At 65.5% G+C, this 13530-nt stretch carries 9 protein-coding genes; 5 read left to right on the top strand and 4 right to left on the bottom strand.

What is annotated here, in order from left to right; genetic code table 11:
* Positions 1–5: 5 nt before the first annotated feature.
* From CR105_RS07335 to smc, 3 genes are all read right to left on the bottom strand, one after another.
* Positions 6–1109: a cell division protein ZipA C-terminal FtsZ-binding domain-containing protein gene (locus tag CR105_RS07335; protein ID WP_099787768.1), complete on the bottom strand. Its 1104-nt coding sequence runs from the start codon at positions 1107–1109 to the stop codon at positions 6–8.
* A gap of 284 nt (positions 1110–1393) precedes the next feature.
* Positions 1394–2044 (bottom strand): PEP-CTERM sorting domain-containing protein, encoded by a 651-nt coding sequence (locus CR105_RS28655; protein WP_218968672.1) that lies wholly within the window; start codon positions 2042–2044, stop codon positions 1394–1396.
* A 134-nt stretch (positions 2045–2178) separates the two neighbouring features.
* Positions 2179–5703: a chromosome segregation protein SMC gene (gene smc / locus CR105_RS07325; protein WP_099787767.1), complete on the bottom strand. Its 3525-nt coding sequence runs from the start codon at positions 5701–5703 to the stop codon at positions 2179–2181.
* Between the two features lie 180 nt (positions 5704–5883).
* Between smc and CR105_RS07320 the strand changes: the two genes are divergently transcribed.
* Positions 5884–6123: a hypothetical protein gene (locus tag CR105_RS07320; protein WP_099787766.1), complete on the top strand. Its 240-nt coding sequence runs from the start codon at positions 5884–5886 to the stop codon at positions 6121–6123.
* Here the strand turns inward: CR105_RS07320 and CR105_RS07315 are convergent.
* Positions 6120–9722, bottom strand: coding sequence for a DUF3857 domain-containing protein (locus CR105_RS07315; RefSeq protein ID WP_099787765.1), 3603 nt, complete (start codon positions 9720–9722; stop codon positions 6120–6122). The genes CR105_RS07320 and CR105_RS07315 overlap by 4 nt on opposite strands.
* 247 nt (positions 9723–9969) lie before the next feature.
* Between CR105_RS07315 and CR105_RS07310 the strand changes: the two genes are divergently transcribed.
* From CR105_RS07310 to CR105_RS07295, 4 genes are all read left to right on the top strand, one after another.
* Positions 9970–10281, top strand: a complete 312-nt coding sequence (locus CR105_RS07310; protein WP_099787764.1) for a hypothetical protein — start codon at positions 9970–9972, stop codon at positions 10279–10281.
* 136 nt (positions 10282–10417) lie between these two features.
* Positions 10418–10828 carry a DUF2141 domain-containing protein gene (locus tag CR105_RS07305; protein ID WP_099787763.1) on the top strand — a complete coding sequence of 137 codons (411 nt, stop codon included), beginning with the start codon at positions 10418–10420 and terminating at the stop codon, positions 10826–10828.
* A 13-nt stretch (positions 10829–10841) separates the two neighbouring features.
* Positions 10842–12329: a carotenoid oxygenase family protein gene (locus tag CR105_RS07300; RefSeq protein ID WP_099787762.1), complete on the top strand. Its 1488-nt coding sequence runs from the start codon at positions 10842–10844 to the stop codon at positions 12327–12329.
* 18 nt (positions 12330–12347) lie between these two features.
* Entirely contained in the window at positions 12348–13508 is a 1161-nt protein-coding gene (locus tag CR105_RS07295; RefSeq protein ID WP_099787761.1) for a sensor histidine kinase, read from the top strand.
* Positions 13509–13530 lie beyond the last annotated feature (22 nt).

Genomic DNA, 13530 nt, shown 5'->3' with positions numbered 1-13530 from the left:
TGCGTCTAGCTAAACAGGCGCAGCGCGCGGATCGAGCCGGCCGGGATGTCGGCCGCTTCCATCTCCTGGTAGAACTCGAGCACCTGGCCGTTGATCTCGGCCAGCGCCTCGTCCATCAGCGGCTGGTTGCTGTCGTCGACGATGGTCGCGTCGAGCCGCGCCACCATCGCGCGCGCGCAGGCCACCATGCTGCCGAAGCCGTCGCGCGCCGGCGCCACCACCGGTACGTCGAGCAGCAAGGTCAGGTGCGAGGTGGTGTCGGCGCCGAGCGTGACGTTGGTCGACAGCGTAAACAGCACGCCGCCGTCGCCGTCGGGCATGGCGAAGCGGCCATCCGGGCGCACGTCGAAGCCCTGCTTTTCCAGCGCGCCGATCAGGGTCGACATCGCCCACGGGGCGCCATTCGACATCAGGTTCACGCCCAGCTGGGCGTCGTGGCCGGCGACAAAGCGGTGCAGCGTTTTCGCTTCGGCCATCACTTCGATCATGTCGGGGATTTCGGCTTCGGCGCCGATTTCGTCGGCCACCGTGCGCAATCGCGTGACCAGTTCGGAGTATTCGAGTTCATTGAGCGCCGTGGTGCGGCTGGCCAGCTGCACGCCGGCCTGCAGCTTGGTGTAGACGCCGCCGTGGGCGATCGGCTCCCACTCGCCGGAGACGGCCAGGCCAATATAGTGGATTGGCTTGTTGCCGACGTGGCGCAGCGTGTGCAGCACCGGCAGGATCTTGTCGCCGCGGACGGCGATCTCCAGCGCCAGCGGGATCAGGCAGTCGATCAGCGGGTCGACCAGGCTGGTGGCTTGCTCGGTGGCCGGCGCGACGCCATCGTCGGCGCCGATGACGGTGTCGGGCACGACCGGCTCGTAGCGCTGCTCGGCGTCGCCGCTGTCGCCGCCGCGCCCGCCGCTGCCGAGGTCAAAGCTCGGCTCCTGGCGCGCCACTGCAGGCGCCGGCGCTTCGCCGGTGCGCATCAGCACGTCGTCGTGCTCGGACGAAAAGGCGCGCTCGACGCTTTTACGCGCCTTGTGCTCCTGCCACTTGTTATAGACGAATACGGCGCCGACAAAGACGACGGCACCGCCAATCAGGCTCATTTGAAGATCGGTCATGCTGTGTGTGCCCCGCTAGCGAAATTCGCGGCGAACGCGATGTCTGCTGCAACGTTAAGATTTCCCAGCATGTGCAAGGCCCTTTAATTATTCGGTGGTAGCTCATAAATAGCGAATTTCCGCCACACCCTGCGAGGGTAACACGCCGCAGGTGGCAAAATCGCCACCATGATACCAATAACAAGGGTGATATGCCATGTACCGCAGGCCCGCGCGTGCCCAGCGACCGGCAGGCGTAAAAAAGCCCGCGCGTGGCGGGCCTTCGATCGGCAAATATGCTTGAATCAGGCTTGCTTGCGGCGCAGGCCGGCAAGGCCGGCAAGACCGAGGCCGAACAGGGCCAGCGAGGCTGGCTCGGGCACGGCGTTCGCGTTGACAAAGGCGACGCTGTCGAGTTCGTAGAAATTTCCACCGCTGGCCTTCTCGGTGAAGCGAATTTCGTCAAACACCAAATTGGAAAACGTCATGATCTGGGAGACTTGGTTAGCCGCCAAAAAATTGTACTGCTCCACCATGACGCCGTTATTGTAGGCGGCGATACTGTTGCCCACGATCCCGCTGTGGCTCCGGAATGAGAACGATGCTGCGGAGACGTCGGACGCAAACATCATCGAAAAGCTGTCGTCGACCGTGTTGGTGGAGCAGCCTGCGCCGTACGTGTTCAGATAGTTGCCAGCAAATCCAGGTTGACCGGTACGGCCGCCGGGGCCACAAGAGTTCATCCGGACTGCCCCGCCGCTGAGCGCGGCAAAGGTCAGGCCCTGCGCCGCAAACTGGTTCGTCACGATCCCGCCAGTGGCAACCGCGGGCGTGGAGAAGCTGACGAACTGATCGTAGGTTGCCAGTCCGGTTGCACCGACAATAACCGTCGCGTTGGCGAGCGGAGCGAAGCAGGCGGCGAGGGCAACAGCGACGGCGAGGTACGATTTAGTCATGGCATTTCCGAAGTTAGGTAGGTACCCACCTCTAAGCAATGTCCGTGCCAACAAGCACTATTCGTTAAACATCAACAACTTACGTTTCCTGTTGGACTTGTTTCCGAGAGTAATGTAAAGTTTTACGACAGAAATTATGCCGCCTGCGCTTCGGCGGCGAAGCCGGCCGCCGCCTCCATGTCGACCGCGACGATACGCGAGACGCCCTGCTCCTGCATCGTCACGCCGATCAACTGGTGCGCCATCTCCATCGCGATCTTGTTGTGCGAGATGAAGAGGAACTGGGTGTGCTCCGACATGCGCTTGACCATGCGGCAGAAGCGCTCGGTGTTGGCGTCGTCGAGCGGCGCGTCGACCTCGTCGAGCAGGCAGAATGGCGCCGGGTTCAGGCGGAACATCGAGAACACCAGCGCGGTGGCCGTCAGCGCCTTTTCGCCGCCCGACAGCAGGTGGATGGTGGCGTTCTTTTTGCCGGGCGGCTGCGCCATCACCTGCACGCCGGAGTCGAGGATCTCGTCGCCGGTCATCACCAGGCGCGCGTTGCCGCCGCCGAACAGGATCGGGAACAGCTCGGAGAAATGCAGGTTGACCTTGTCGAAGGTGTCCTGCAGCAGGTCGCGCGTTTCCTTGTCGATCTTGTGGATCGCGTCCTGCAGCGTGTTGATCGCCTCGGTCAGGTCCTGGTTCTGGGCGTCGAGGAAGTTCTTGCGCTCGGACGCCTGCGCCAGTTCGTCGAGCGCGGCCAGGTTGACGGCGCCAAGGGCCGCGATCGAGTTGGTCAGGCGCGTCACTTCGCTTTGCAGGTACTGCGCCTTCATCTCCGGCAGCAGCTTTTGCGACAGCGCCGCTTCGTCCGCGGCGACTGCCCTCAAAGCTTCGGCGAATTGCTCCTGGTTCAGGCGCGCGGCCTGTTCCTTCAGCTGCATCTCGGAGATCTTGTCGCGCTGCGGCTGCAGGCTGCGTTCGGCCGCCATGCGCGACTCCTCGGCGTGGCGCAGCTGCTGGGTGATCTGGTCGAGCTCATGGCGCGCGTCCGACAGCGCCCGTTCCTGCGTGGTGCGGCGATCGAGCAGGTCCTGCAGGCCATCGTTGGCGGCGCCCGTTTCGAGCGACTCGAGTTCCTGCTGGCCGAGCTCCAGGCTTTCGCCGACCTGCGACGCCTGCTGCGTGGCGGTGGCGATATTGCGGCGCAGTTCCTCGATCTTGCTGCGCTGTGACTTCTCGGCGAACTGCGCTTCCTGCGCCGCCCGTTCGAGTTCGCGCAGCTTGTCGCGCGCGTCGGCCAGCGCCTGCTCGCGCTCGAGGAAGGCGGTCTGGCCGTCCTCGTGGGCGCCCTGCAGTTCGGCCAGCTCCATGTCGAGCTGCTCGAATTTTTCTTCCGAGTCCATGCGCACCTGCTGCTGCTCTTCTTCCTGCATCGCGATTTCGGCCAGGTCGGCGTCGATCTGCGTGCTGCGCTGGTTGAAGCGCGCCTCGACCTCGGACTGCTTGACGACCTCGATCTGCAGCGTGTGCACCGATTGCGTCAAGGTGCCGATGCGAAGGCGCGCGTCCTGCAGCCGGCGCGCCAGGTCGGACACGGCGGCGTCGGCGCGCACCGAGCGCGCGCGCGCCTCGTCGGCCAGCAGCGCCTGCGCGCGCAGCTGCTTGCCGATGTTGTCGATTTCCTGCTGGCGCCCGAGCATGCCGTCCTGCTCCGAGTCGGCGGCATAAAAGCGCACGCTCGACGCGGTCACCACGTGGCCCTGGCGCGTGATGAACGAGCCGCCCGCCGGCAGCGACGCGCGCGCCGCGAATGCGCTGGCGGTGTCGTCGGCGACGAAGACGTTGTGCAGCCAGTCGTGCAGCACGCCGCGCAACCCCGCTTCGTTGATGTTGAGGAGGCTGGCGAACGGCCTGAACCCCGGAATGTCGGCCGACTGCGCGTTGGCCAGCGACGGCGCGTACAGCGCCAGCTTGGCCGGCGGCGCATCGGCGAAGAAGGCCTTGGCCCACTCGATGTTGGACATCTCGAGCGCCGCGGTGCGCTCGCGCAGCACCGCTTCAAGCGCGGTTTCCCAGCCCTGCTCGATGTGCAGCTTCTGCCACAGGCGCGGTAGCGATTCGAGTTCGTGCTTTTTCAGCCACGGCTGCACCTTGCCCTCTGTCTGCACGCGCTCCTGCATCTGCTTGAGCGCGGCCAGGCGCGCTTCGAGCTGCGCGTTGGCGCTGGTCTCGGCGTTGACCTGGGCCTGCGCGGTGGCGCGTTCCTGCTCCAGGCGTTCCTGCTGTTCGACGGCTTCTTCCAGCACCATGGTCTGCTCTTCGAGCGCCTGCTGCTTTTCCTCGAGCTGCATGCGCAGGTTCGACAGGTGCGCGCTGTCGGGCAGGTTCAGTCCATTTTTTTCTTGCTGCAGGCGCTCGCGCCGCGTCGCCAGACCCGCCAGGATGTTCGAGGCGTTGCGCTGGTGCGCCGACGACAGTTCGATCTGCTGCTGCGCCTGCATGATGCGCGAGCGCGATTCGGTCGTCTTGTGCTGCGCCTCGCGCCAGGCAGCGTCCAGCGCCGGCAGGCTTTCGGTGTGCTGTTCGGCCGCCATCTGCGACTGCTCCACGCGCGCGCCCAGTTCTTCCAGCGTGAACTCGGCTTCGTTCAACTGCTCGGTGTAGTCCTGGCCCTGCGCCTGCCACTGGTTGCGCTGGGCGCCGAGGGTGGCGAGCTGGTTTTGCAGCCGGCTGCGCGACTCGATGACGAACTTGATCTGCGCCTCCAGGCTGCCGATCTCGGAGTTGGTCTGGTACAGGTGGCCTTGCGCCGTGTGCAGGCGGTCGCCGACGGCGAAGTGCGCCTGGCGCATATGTTCGAGTTCGAGTTCGACGTGGCGCAGCTTGGCCGTCTGCTCTTCGAGGTCGGTCTGCGCCTGCTCCATCTCGCGGAAGTACCTGGTCTGCTCGGCGTGCGCTTCGTTCTTGCGCAGCAGCCAAAGCAGCTTCTGCTTTTCTTCCTGGTCGCCCTGCAGCGCGTGGAAGCGGTTCGCCACCACTGCCTGCGCTTCGAGTTTTTCGAGGTTGGCGTTCAGTTCGCGCAGGATGTCTTCGACGCGCAGAAGGTTTTCGCGCGTGTCGTTGAGGCGGTTCTCGGTCTCGCGGCGGCGCTCCTTGTACTTGGAGACGCCGGCGGCTTCTTCGAGGAACACGCGCAGCTCCTCGGGGCGCGACTCGATGATGCGCGAGATCATGCCCTGGCCGATGATGGCGTAGGCGCGCGGCCCGAGGCCAGTGCCGAGGAAGATGTCCTGGATGTCGCGCCGGCGCACCGGCTGGCCGTTGATGTAATAGGTTGAGGTGCCGTCGCGCGTGAGGGTGCGCTTGACGGCGATCTCGGCATACTGGCCCCACTGGCCGGCGGCCTTGCCGTCGTTATTGTCGAACACCAGTTCGACCGACGCGCGCCCGGCCGGCTTCCTGTGGGTCGAGCCGTTGAAGATGACGTCCTGCATCGACTCGCCGCGCAGTTCGGATGCCTTCGATTCGCCCAGCACCCAGCGCACGGCGTCGATGATGTTCGACTTGCCGCAGCCATTCGGACCGACCACGCCAACGAGCTGACCCGGCACCTGGAAATTGGTGGGATCGACGAATGACTTAAATCCCGACAACTTGATGGAAGAGAGGCGCACGTTGCTTGGACTACCCTATGGCGAGGTCGAAAACCGGAAAGCGGTGATCATACCATTGGTTGCTTTGGCCCTCGCAGAGAGAATGTTGCAACTTGGTAACTAGTCGCATTGCTTGGCAGGGTGAACTGCGCCCATACCGGGTGGTCAAACACGGTTTCACCATATCAAGCGAGAATTATCATGAACAAGAAGCCAGATTCCCACATCCACTTCCCTACGTCGCAAGACAAAGGCGCGGTGCCGTTTCCTCACTCGCAGACATCCGACACGGGTAACGAGCAGGGGGACCAGGCCAAGCCTGCCGACCCCCAGGGGGCCGCGGACGAACAGAAGCCCGACGACGCGGCAGAACCGGAATTGAGCCAGGAAGAACTGCGCCTGATGGCCGACACCATGCCAGGCGACGGCCCAGGCGACTAGCGGACGGTGTCGCCCGGCAGCGGATCTCCGGTGGTCCAGGCGGCGGCGATGGCGTCCGCCTCGGCGCGCTGCTGGGCGCTTAGCAATGACGCCAGTCTCTTGCCTCTTGCCAAGGTGTCCGGATCCTTGATGATGACGCCGCCGCCGTTCACGCCCAGCTGCATATACGTATAAGCGAGCTGCGCATTAGCGGGCACGCCCCAACCCTGCTCATATATCGTGGCGAGACTGATGAAGCCGATCGATGCGCCGGCGGCAGCTGCCTGCCGGTACAGGGCGATGGCGCGGGCGTAATCCTTCGGCACGCCAAAACCGTTCTCATACAGGTCACCGAGGTTGTTGCGCGCGATCGCCATGCGCTGCTCGCCGGCCTTGCGGTACCACTCGGCGGCCTGGACGTAATCCTGCGTGACGCCGCGGCCGAACTGCAGGGACATGCCGAGCAACTGCTGCGACGCTGCATCTCCCTGGATCGCGCCCTGGCGATACAAGCCGACCGCACGCACCCGGTCAACCGGCATGCCCTTGCCGATGACAAGGCTCTCGCCGAGTACGGCGTAGGCGTACACAAAGCCATTGGCAGCGGACTTTTCCAGCCATGCGATGGCCTTGGCGGGGTCGCCTGCCACACCGTCGCCATCACGGTAGGCCAGGCCCAGCAGGTACTGCGCGTACGCATGACCCTGCTGGGCCGCCTTTTCCAGCCAGGCCAAGCCGAGCTGCTTGTCGACAGGTACACCGCTGCCGCGCAGCAGGATCCGGCCCAGTTCCGCCATGGCGGCGACGTCGCCCGCGTCAGCGGCCGCTGCGATCAGCCTGCCCGCGTCGGCTGGCGCCAGGCGAGTCAGCTCGAGCTTGGCCAGCGAATACTCGCGGCTGCTGCGCACGCCGTTGCCGAGCAGCCAGCGAAACGCCGTCTGGGCGCCAGCGGTGTCGCCCGCCGCCAGGCGGCGCTGGCCGATGAAAAACCACGCTTCGCCGAATGCGAGGTCGCGCGCATCGGCCGGCAATGCTGCCGCGCGCACCAGCAAGACGTCCTCACTGAGCACGCCGGCCTGCATCGCCACCAGCGGGCGCGGCCATGGTCCGTCGGGCACGTCGGTGCCGTATGCGAGCAGCTGGGCCGGCACGGGCGCGCCCATCCGTTGCAGCAGTGCGATATGGTTGGCAATGTCGAAGCCGTCGAGCTCGCCGGCCTTGTCGCGCGCGGCCCGGTAGCGTGTCATCTCGGCCAGTGCCGCCTTGGCGTCGCCGCCATGGAACCGTTCCCATGCCAGCACCGGCCACAGCGTGTCGTCGTCCTTCAAGCCATTCGCGCCAGGGTACAGCGCGATACTTTCCGCATAGCGCCCTTTTTTGAACAGGAACTGTGCCAGGCAGCGGCGCGGCGCCGGGTGTGCCAGCCCCTGTACCAGCTTGGCCGGAAAGCCTGCTACCGCCGCCTCAACAAAGGCTTCGGCAGCCTCGGCGACCCTGGCCATGCGCAAGCCGACCTCGCATGCCTGTTCATGCGTCATGCTTATCTCCTTGCCCTTTTGCATCCGCTCAGCGCCGTCCGCCACGGCGTGTATGTCGGATGTCAACTCGAATTCGCGGTACGGCAGGCTTCCAGTACCCGGGTACGCCAGCGTGCTCTCGGCGATCATCCAGCGTCCCGCGGCGAAGGGGTTGAGGTTCCTGGCCTGCTTGCTCAGTTCCAGCATCGCTTCGGGCGCCACCTCGTCCGTCTTGACGCGGTAGTCGAGCATGTAACTGAGCAGGTTGCCACGCAGCGTGAATTCCTCGCTGGCGAAGAAAAACGGCGTGTCGAGCGTCTTCATGACCGGTGTGTCGCTGCTGCGCACCAGCGCCGGCCACAGCAAGTTGAGGCGATAGCGGCCGCGAAACTTTCCCTGCGGCGGCCGGAAGGGATAACTGCGGACGATCTTGGCGGGCACGACCATCGTATCGTCCATGATCTGGCTGTCATACTCGATGGCGTAGCGGCCGCTGTCGAGCGTGACCGGCTTGGGCAGTTTGTAGCGCGCTATTACCTCGTAGCGACCGCCGCCGGCATCGTCGAGCAGCGTTGGCGGCGCCACCATGGTGACCCCGGAATAGCGCTTTTCATAGCTTGCCAGCAGCTGTTGCTTCAGTACGGCGGCGCCCATCGACGGAAAGCGGCGGCGCGCCCACTCGGCGTAGTTGCCGCGGTACACCAGCCGCGCCTCGAGCGTAGCGTCGCCGTCGAAGCTGACGATGGCAATGTTCTCGATATATTCGAGCCATGGAGACTGATCGCTGTCGTCCGGCAAGGCCACCAGTGCGGTCGCGGCGGCAGTTGCCGGCAGCCCCGCAGCGCCGGGCAAGGCCGCCGGCAGCACCGTCAGCAGCCCGCGCTGGCCGCTGCGGGTCGGGTCGACATAATAGGTGTCGCCGTCGAGCTCGACGCGGACGATCACGTGATCGAACCCGGTCGGCGACGGCATCACCTTGGCCGGCGTCTTTGGCGCCGATGCGTTGACCAGCACCGGAGTGGCGTTGATGCCGAGCTGCTGCAACAGGCTCACCAGCAAGTAGGTCTTGTCCTTGCAATCGCCGTAGCGGCGCGCCAGCACCGTGTCGGGCACTTGCGGGCGGTGCGAGTTTTCGCCGATCGACACGCTGAAATAGCGGATCTCGTCCTGCACCCAGTGCAGCGCCGCGCTCGCTTGCGCGAGGCGCGTCCTCTCGGTGGCGAACCGCGCCGCCAGCTGCTTCAAGGCCGGCGACGAAGCGGCGCGCGGGAACAGGCCGTCGGCCCAAAGGGCGACCGAGTGCCAGTCCGGATACTCGCTCAGCTGGAGCCGCCGGTAGGGCAAGAAATCGGGCGGTATCGACGGCTCCGCCTGGACCGCATCGAGCGCCCTGCCTTCGAAGCGCATGCGCGCCATGCCGCCGACGCTGTCAATGACGGGCACGATCGGGTCGGCCTTGACGTCGCCGAGCTGGCGCCAGTGGATCGGCTGGCCCGGCGGGTGCAGCACCGTGACGCGGCGCAATTCGACCGGCGTATGGCGGTCCCAGCTGTAGTCCTCGGCCCAGCGCTTGCCGAACACGGGATTGCGGCCATCGACCGTATAGGTGATCCACAAGGTGTCGCCGGCACGCACGTCGTCGAGCAGCAGCTGGACCGATTTCTCGCCGCCGTAAATGCCGACGTCGATGCCGGCTTCACGTTCGAGCAAGCGCACATTGACTGTCGCGGTGCGGTCCGTCACCTGGCCGGCGCGGACGATGGCGACGCGGTGCAGCAGCAGCTTCTGATAGCTGGGGAAATAGCTCAGGGAGACCTGGCCGATTTCGCCAAGCGAGGCAGGATCGTTAACCTGGATTGCCTGGTTGACCAGCATCGACGGACTGGCGCCGACTTTCGACTGCACCTCTGCCAGGCGGGTCACCACAGGATCGGTGCGCTCGGTGGGAGGAATCTCAGCCAGCGCCTGCGCCCACCTGGGCATCGGCGCCGCCCGCCTGAAGGTCGGGTCAGCAACGGCGACGGACTTCGGCTGGGCCGGCTGCGCGGCGATCGCGGTCGGCGCGGCAAAAGCCGCCAGCAACACAAACTTGAAGAGATGCATGAAACCTCAGCGGCAGGGGTGGCGAATTGCCGTTCGGTCATAGCTACCCTAGCCGACGGCGAAACTTTCATTTTGGAAATATAGCATGAAGATTAACGGCAATGGTTGTTCACAAGAACGTAACCTCGGCGTGTCTTGTGGGCCGGCGCGCAAACAGTGGTTGCATTCAAAGTCCATCGGCGCTATATTAAATGCGAATCATTCGCATCTGCGGATTTTCCTTAGCTAACCACCTCGAGGACCTGCAATGGCTGACGATGAACGGCTCACCGCCACGACGCCGACACCGGAAATGCTGATTGCGTCGGTGCTGCACCTGATGTCGCACTACGTTGCGGACATCGACAACGCCGGATCCGGGGCGAATCTGTCGGTTGCGATCGAACGCCATTTCAGGGCTCTGTCGACCATGCCTGGCTTGCCGCCGGTATTGCGCGGCACCTGTTCGCAACTTTCACAGCAATGGGCGCCGCTGGTGGCCAGCGCCAGTGCGCGCGTGCAGGCAAAGCCGGCGCGAAGATCGGTTCTCAGCCGACTCACGGCGTGGGCGCGCAGCTAAGCGTGGCGAGCGCGCCGCGGCATTTCGCGCCCGCCAAACGCAACTCGCGCCGCACCGCGGCGCCTGGTCGCATCGGCCACCAGGCCGGCTAACCGCCAGATACAGTGGTCTCCGTCGCAACACAACGGAGACGAGCATGACACCACTTGGCACCCTGTCCTTCTGCGCCGCACTGCTGGCCGCTGCCCCTGCCGGCGCCGCCGACCTGACCATCCATGTCGACGACGTCAAGGCGGCCGGCGGCACGATCCAGGTCGCGCTCTACAATTCCGCGGACACCTTCATGAAAACCGTGGCCGGCCTCGGCAAGACGGCGGCGACCGGCCAGGCCAACATGGTCGTGTTCAAGGATTTGCCGGCAGGCGAGTATGCGTTCGCGCTGTTCCACGACGCCAACTCGAACGAGAAGCTCGACAAGTTCGGCATCCCGACAGAAGACTACGCTTTCAGCAACAACGCGCTCGGCAAGATGGGGCCGCCAACCTACGACAGCGCCCGCTTCACGCTGCCCGCCGCCGGCGCCACGGTGCGCGTCAGCCTTCGCTAACCAGGAGAACTTGATGAACCGCCGCCAACTGCTCGCTTCGGGCGCCGCCCTCGGCCTGCTGCCCGCCACCGCCTTTCCCAATACCGACACCTTTAAACAATTTCACGCCGCGCGCGAGCGCGACCCGACGCTGGCGGTGCTGGCCAACATGGTCGGCGAGCGCGCCGGCGACGCCGTCGTCAAGGGCCGCATTCCGGCCGACCTCGACGGCGTGTTCTTCCGCAACGGCCCAGGCCGCTTCGAGCTGGGCGGCGAACGCTATCACCACTGGTTCGACGGCGACGGCTACGCCCAGCGCTGGCAGATTTCGCAGGGCAAGGTCAGCCATCGCGGTGCATTCGTCGCCACCCAGAAATTCATCGACGAGTCCGAGGCCGGCCAGTTCCTGTATCCGGCCTTCGGCACCCAGATCACGCGCCGCGGCATCAGAGGCAACGACACGATGAACGCGGCCAACACCAATCTGCTGCCGTTCGGTGGGCGGCTGTACGCGCTGTGGGAAGGCGGCTCGGCCACCGAGCTCGATCCGCGCACGCTGGCCACGGTCGGCATTCGCACCTGGCGCGACGACCTGAAGTCGATGCCGTTTTCGGCCCATCCGAAGATCGACCAGGACGGCAGCATGTGGAATTTCGGCGCCCTGCCCGGCGGCGGCCGCCTGGCGCTGTACCACGTCGGCCCCGACGGCCCGCTGCTGGCGGCCGGCGTGGTGGAGGTGCCGCAACTGGCGATGGTGCACGACTTCGTCATCAGCGGGCAGCACCTGATTTTCCTGGTGCCGCCGTACGATCTGCTGGCCGACACGGCGCTAAGTTTTGCCGAGCGCCACGCCTGGGCCGGCAGCGGACCGGCGGCGCGGCCGATGCGGGCGGTGGTGGTGTCGAAGGCGACGCTGCAGCTGCGCCAGGTGTTCGACCTCGACCCGCACATGGTCTTTCACTTCGGTAATGCGTTCGACGATGGCCAGACCACGCGGTTCGATGCGGTGCTGCACGGCGCCGGCGCGCTGGCGTCGTTCGGCGCGCTGATGCGCGGCGAGCGCGCGCCGAATCTGGCGGCGCACAGTTTTACGGCGCAGATCAGGCTTGACTATGCGAGCGGCAAGGCGCACCAGGCGCGCCTGTTTGGCAACAGCGAGTTTCCGCGCGTGATGCCACAAACGGTCGGACGGCGCCACCGCAAGCTCGCTGTGCTGAGCAGTGCGGCGCGCAACCGCGAACACATCCTCGATACTGTCAACCTGGTCGACACCGACACCGGCAAGGCCGACAGCTTCCGCTTCGACGCCGGCTGGCTGGCCGAGGAGCACGTGCTGGTGCCGCGCCGAAATGCCCGCTCGGAAACAGACGGCTATCTGCTCGGCGTGGTGCAAGACGCGCGGCGCAGCGAAACCTTGCTGAGCGTATTCGATGCGGCGCACGTGGCCGACGGCCCGCTGGCACTGGCGCGGCTGGGATATCGGACGCCGATATGTTTTCATGGTAACTTCTTGCCGGCTTAACGTATTTGGATTCTCACCATGGCTTACAGCACCGCATCGTGCGGCTCCCACCCGCTGGACCTGATTCCGCTGTTCCGGCGCTGGCCGCGCTCGCACTTTCGCAACCTGGTCTACACCGGCGTGTGGAATACGCTCATCGCCGTGTTCCTGACCGGCGCCGGCTTGATGTTCGACCGGCGCGGCGGCGGCTTCCTGACCCACTTCGTGCCGGTGTGGCTGATCTCGAACCTGATCGGCTATATGGTACACGGCACGCTGACGGTGCTGGAGTACCTGTTGCGCGGCTGGCCATCGCGCATCAAGGGCCTGGCGGCGGCGCTGTATCACGTGGCGGTGATCGCCAGTTGCGTGCTGATTGGCATCGGCATCGGCAATGCCCTGTTGAAAGGCTTTCATCCGTTTCACTATTTGGAGCGCGCCACGGCGATGGCGCCGCTGGTGCCGTTTGCGTTACTGATGGCCTTGTTCATCTTCACGGTGCTGGCCTTGAGCGAGCGCCGCATCGCCAACGAAACGCTGGCGGCGCGCCAGAGCGAGCAGATTGCCGCCGCCGCGCAATTGCTGGCCGAAGCGCGGCTGCGCGGGCTGCAGGCGCAAATCGAGCCGCACTTCCTGTACAACACGCTGGCCAACGTGCTCAGCCTGATCGACACGCAGCCGGCCAAGGCGCGCCACATGCTCGAGCGCTTCATCGATTTCCTGCGCGCCAGCCTGACCGCCAGCCGCGCCGCGCACGCCACGCTGGGCGCCGAGCTCGACCTGGCGGCCGCCTATCTCGACGTGTTGACGGTGCGCATGGGCGAGCGGCTGCGCTACCGGATCGAGGCCGACGGCGCCGCGCGCGCTGCCACGATCGCGCCGATGTTGCTGCAGCCGATCGTCGAAAACGCCGTCATGCATGGGCTCGAGCCGAAAGTCGACGGCGGCGAGATCGTGCTGCGCGCCCTGTTCGACGGCGAACACTTGCGCATCGAGGTGGCCGACACCGGCGCCGGGCTGAGTGCGGCGCCGCCGCGCGCCGGCGGCGGCGTCGGCCTGGCCAACCTGCGCGCGCGCTTGCGCAGCCTGTACGGCGCCGGCGCACAGCTGCAATTACTTGAAAATCAACTATTCGGCATGACCGTGCGCGTGCTGCTGCCTATGGAAATGGTGTCGCCATCGACCAACCCACCGCCCTGATCGCAGACGACGAAGCGCACCT

Source organism: Massilia eurypsychrophila, assembly GCF_002760655.1.
Taxonomy (GTDB): domain Bacteria; phylum Pseudomonadota; class Gammaproteobacteria; order Burkholderiales; family Burkholderiaceae_D; genus JAFCUW01.
Note: the sequence above shows the minus strand (reverse complement) of the source record. Positions and strands in the feature narration are given on the sequence as shown.

Bases quoted from the DNA above. Each gene is read 5' to 3' on its own strand.
- CR105_RS07315 (WP_099787765.1), bottom strand. From the start codon at position 9,722: ATGCATCTCTTCAAGTTTGTGTTGCTGGCGGCTTTTGCCGCGCCGACC.
- CR105_RS07320 (WP_099787766.1), top strand. From the start codon at position 5,884: ATGAACAAGAAGCCAGATTCCCACATCCACTTCCCTACGTCGCAAGAC.
- CR105_RS07295 (WP_099787761.1), top strand. From the start codon at position 12,348: ATGGCTTACAGCACCGCATCGTGCGGCTCCCACCCGCTGGACCTGATT.
- CR105_RS07300 (WP_099787762.1), top strand. From the start codon at position 10,842: ATGAACCGCCGCCAACTGCTCGCTTCGGGCGCCGCCCTCGGCCTGCTG.
- CR105_RS07305 (WP_099787763.1), top strand. From the start codon at position 10,418: ATGACACCACTTGGCACCCTGTCCTTCTGCGCCGCACTGCTGGCCGCT.
- CR105_RS28655 (WP_218968672.1), bottom strand. From the start codon at position 2,044: ATGACTAAATCGTACCTCGCCGTCGCTGTTGCCCTCGCCGCCTGCTTC.
- CR105_RS07310 (WP_099787764.1), top strand. From the start codon at position 9,970: ATGGCTGACGATGAACGGCTCACCGCCACGACGCCGACACCGGAAATG.
- CR105_RS07335 (WP_099787768.1), bottom strand. From the start codon at position 1,109: ATGACCGATCTTCAAATGAGCCTGATTGGCGGTGCCGTCGTCTTTGTC.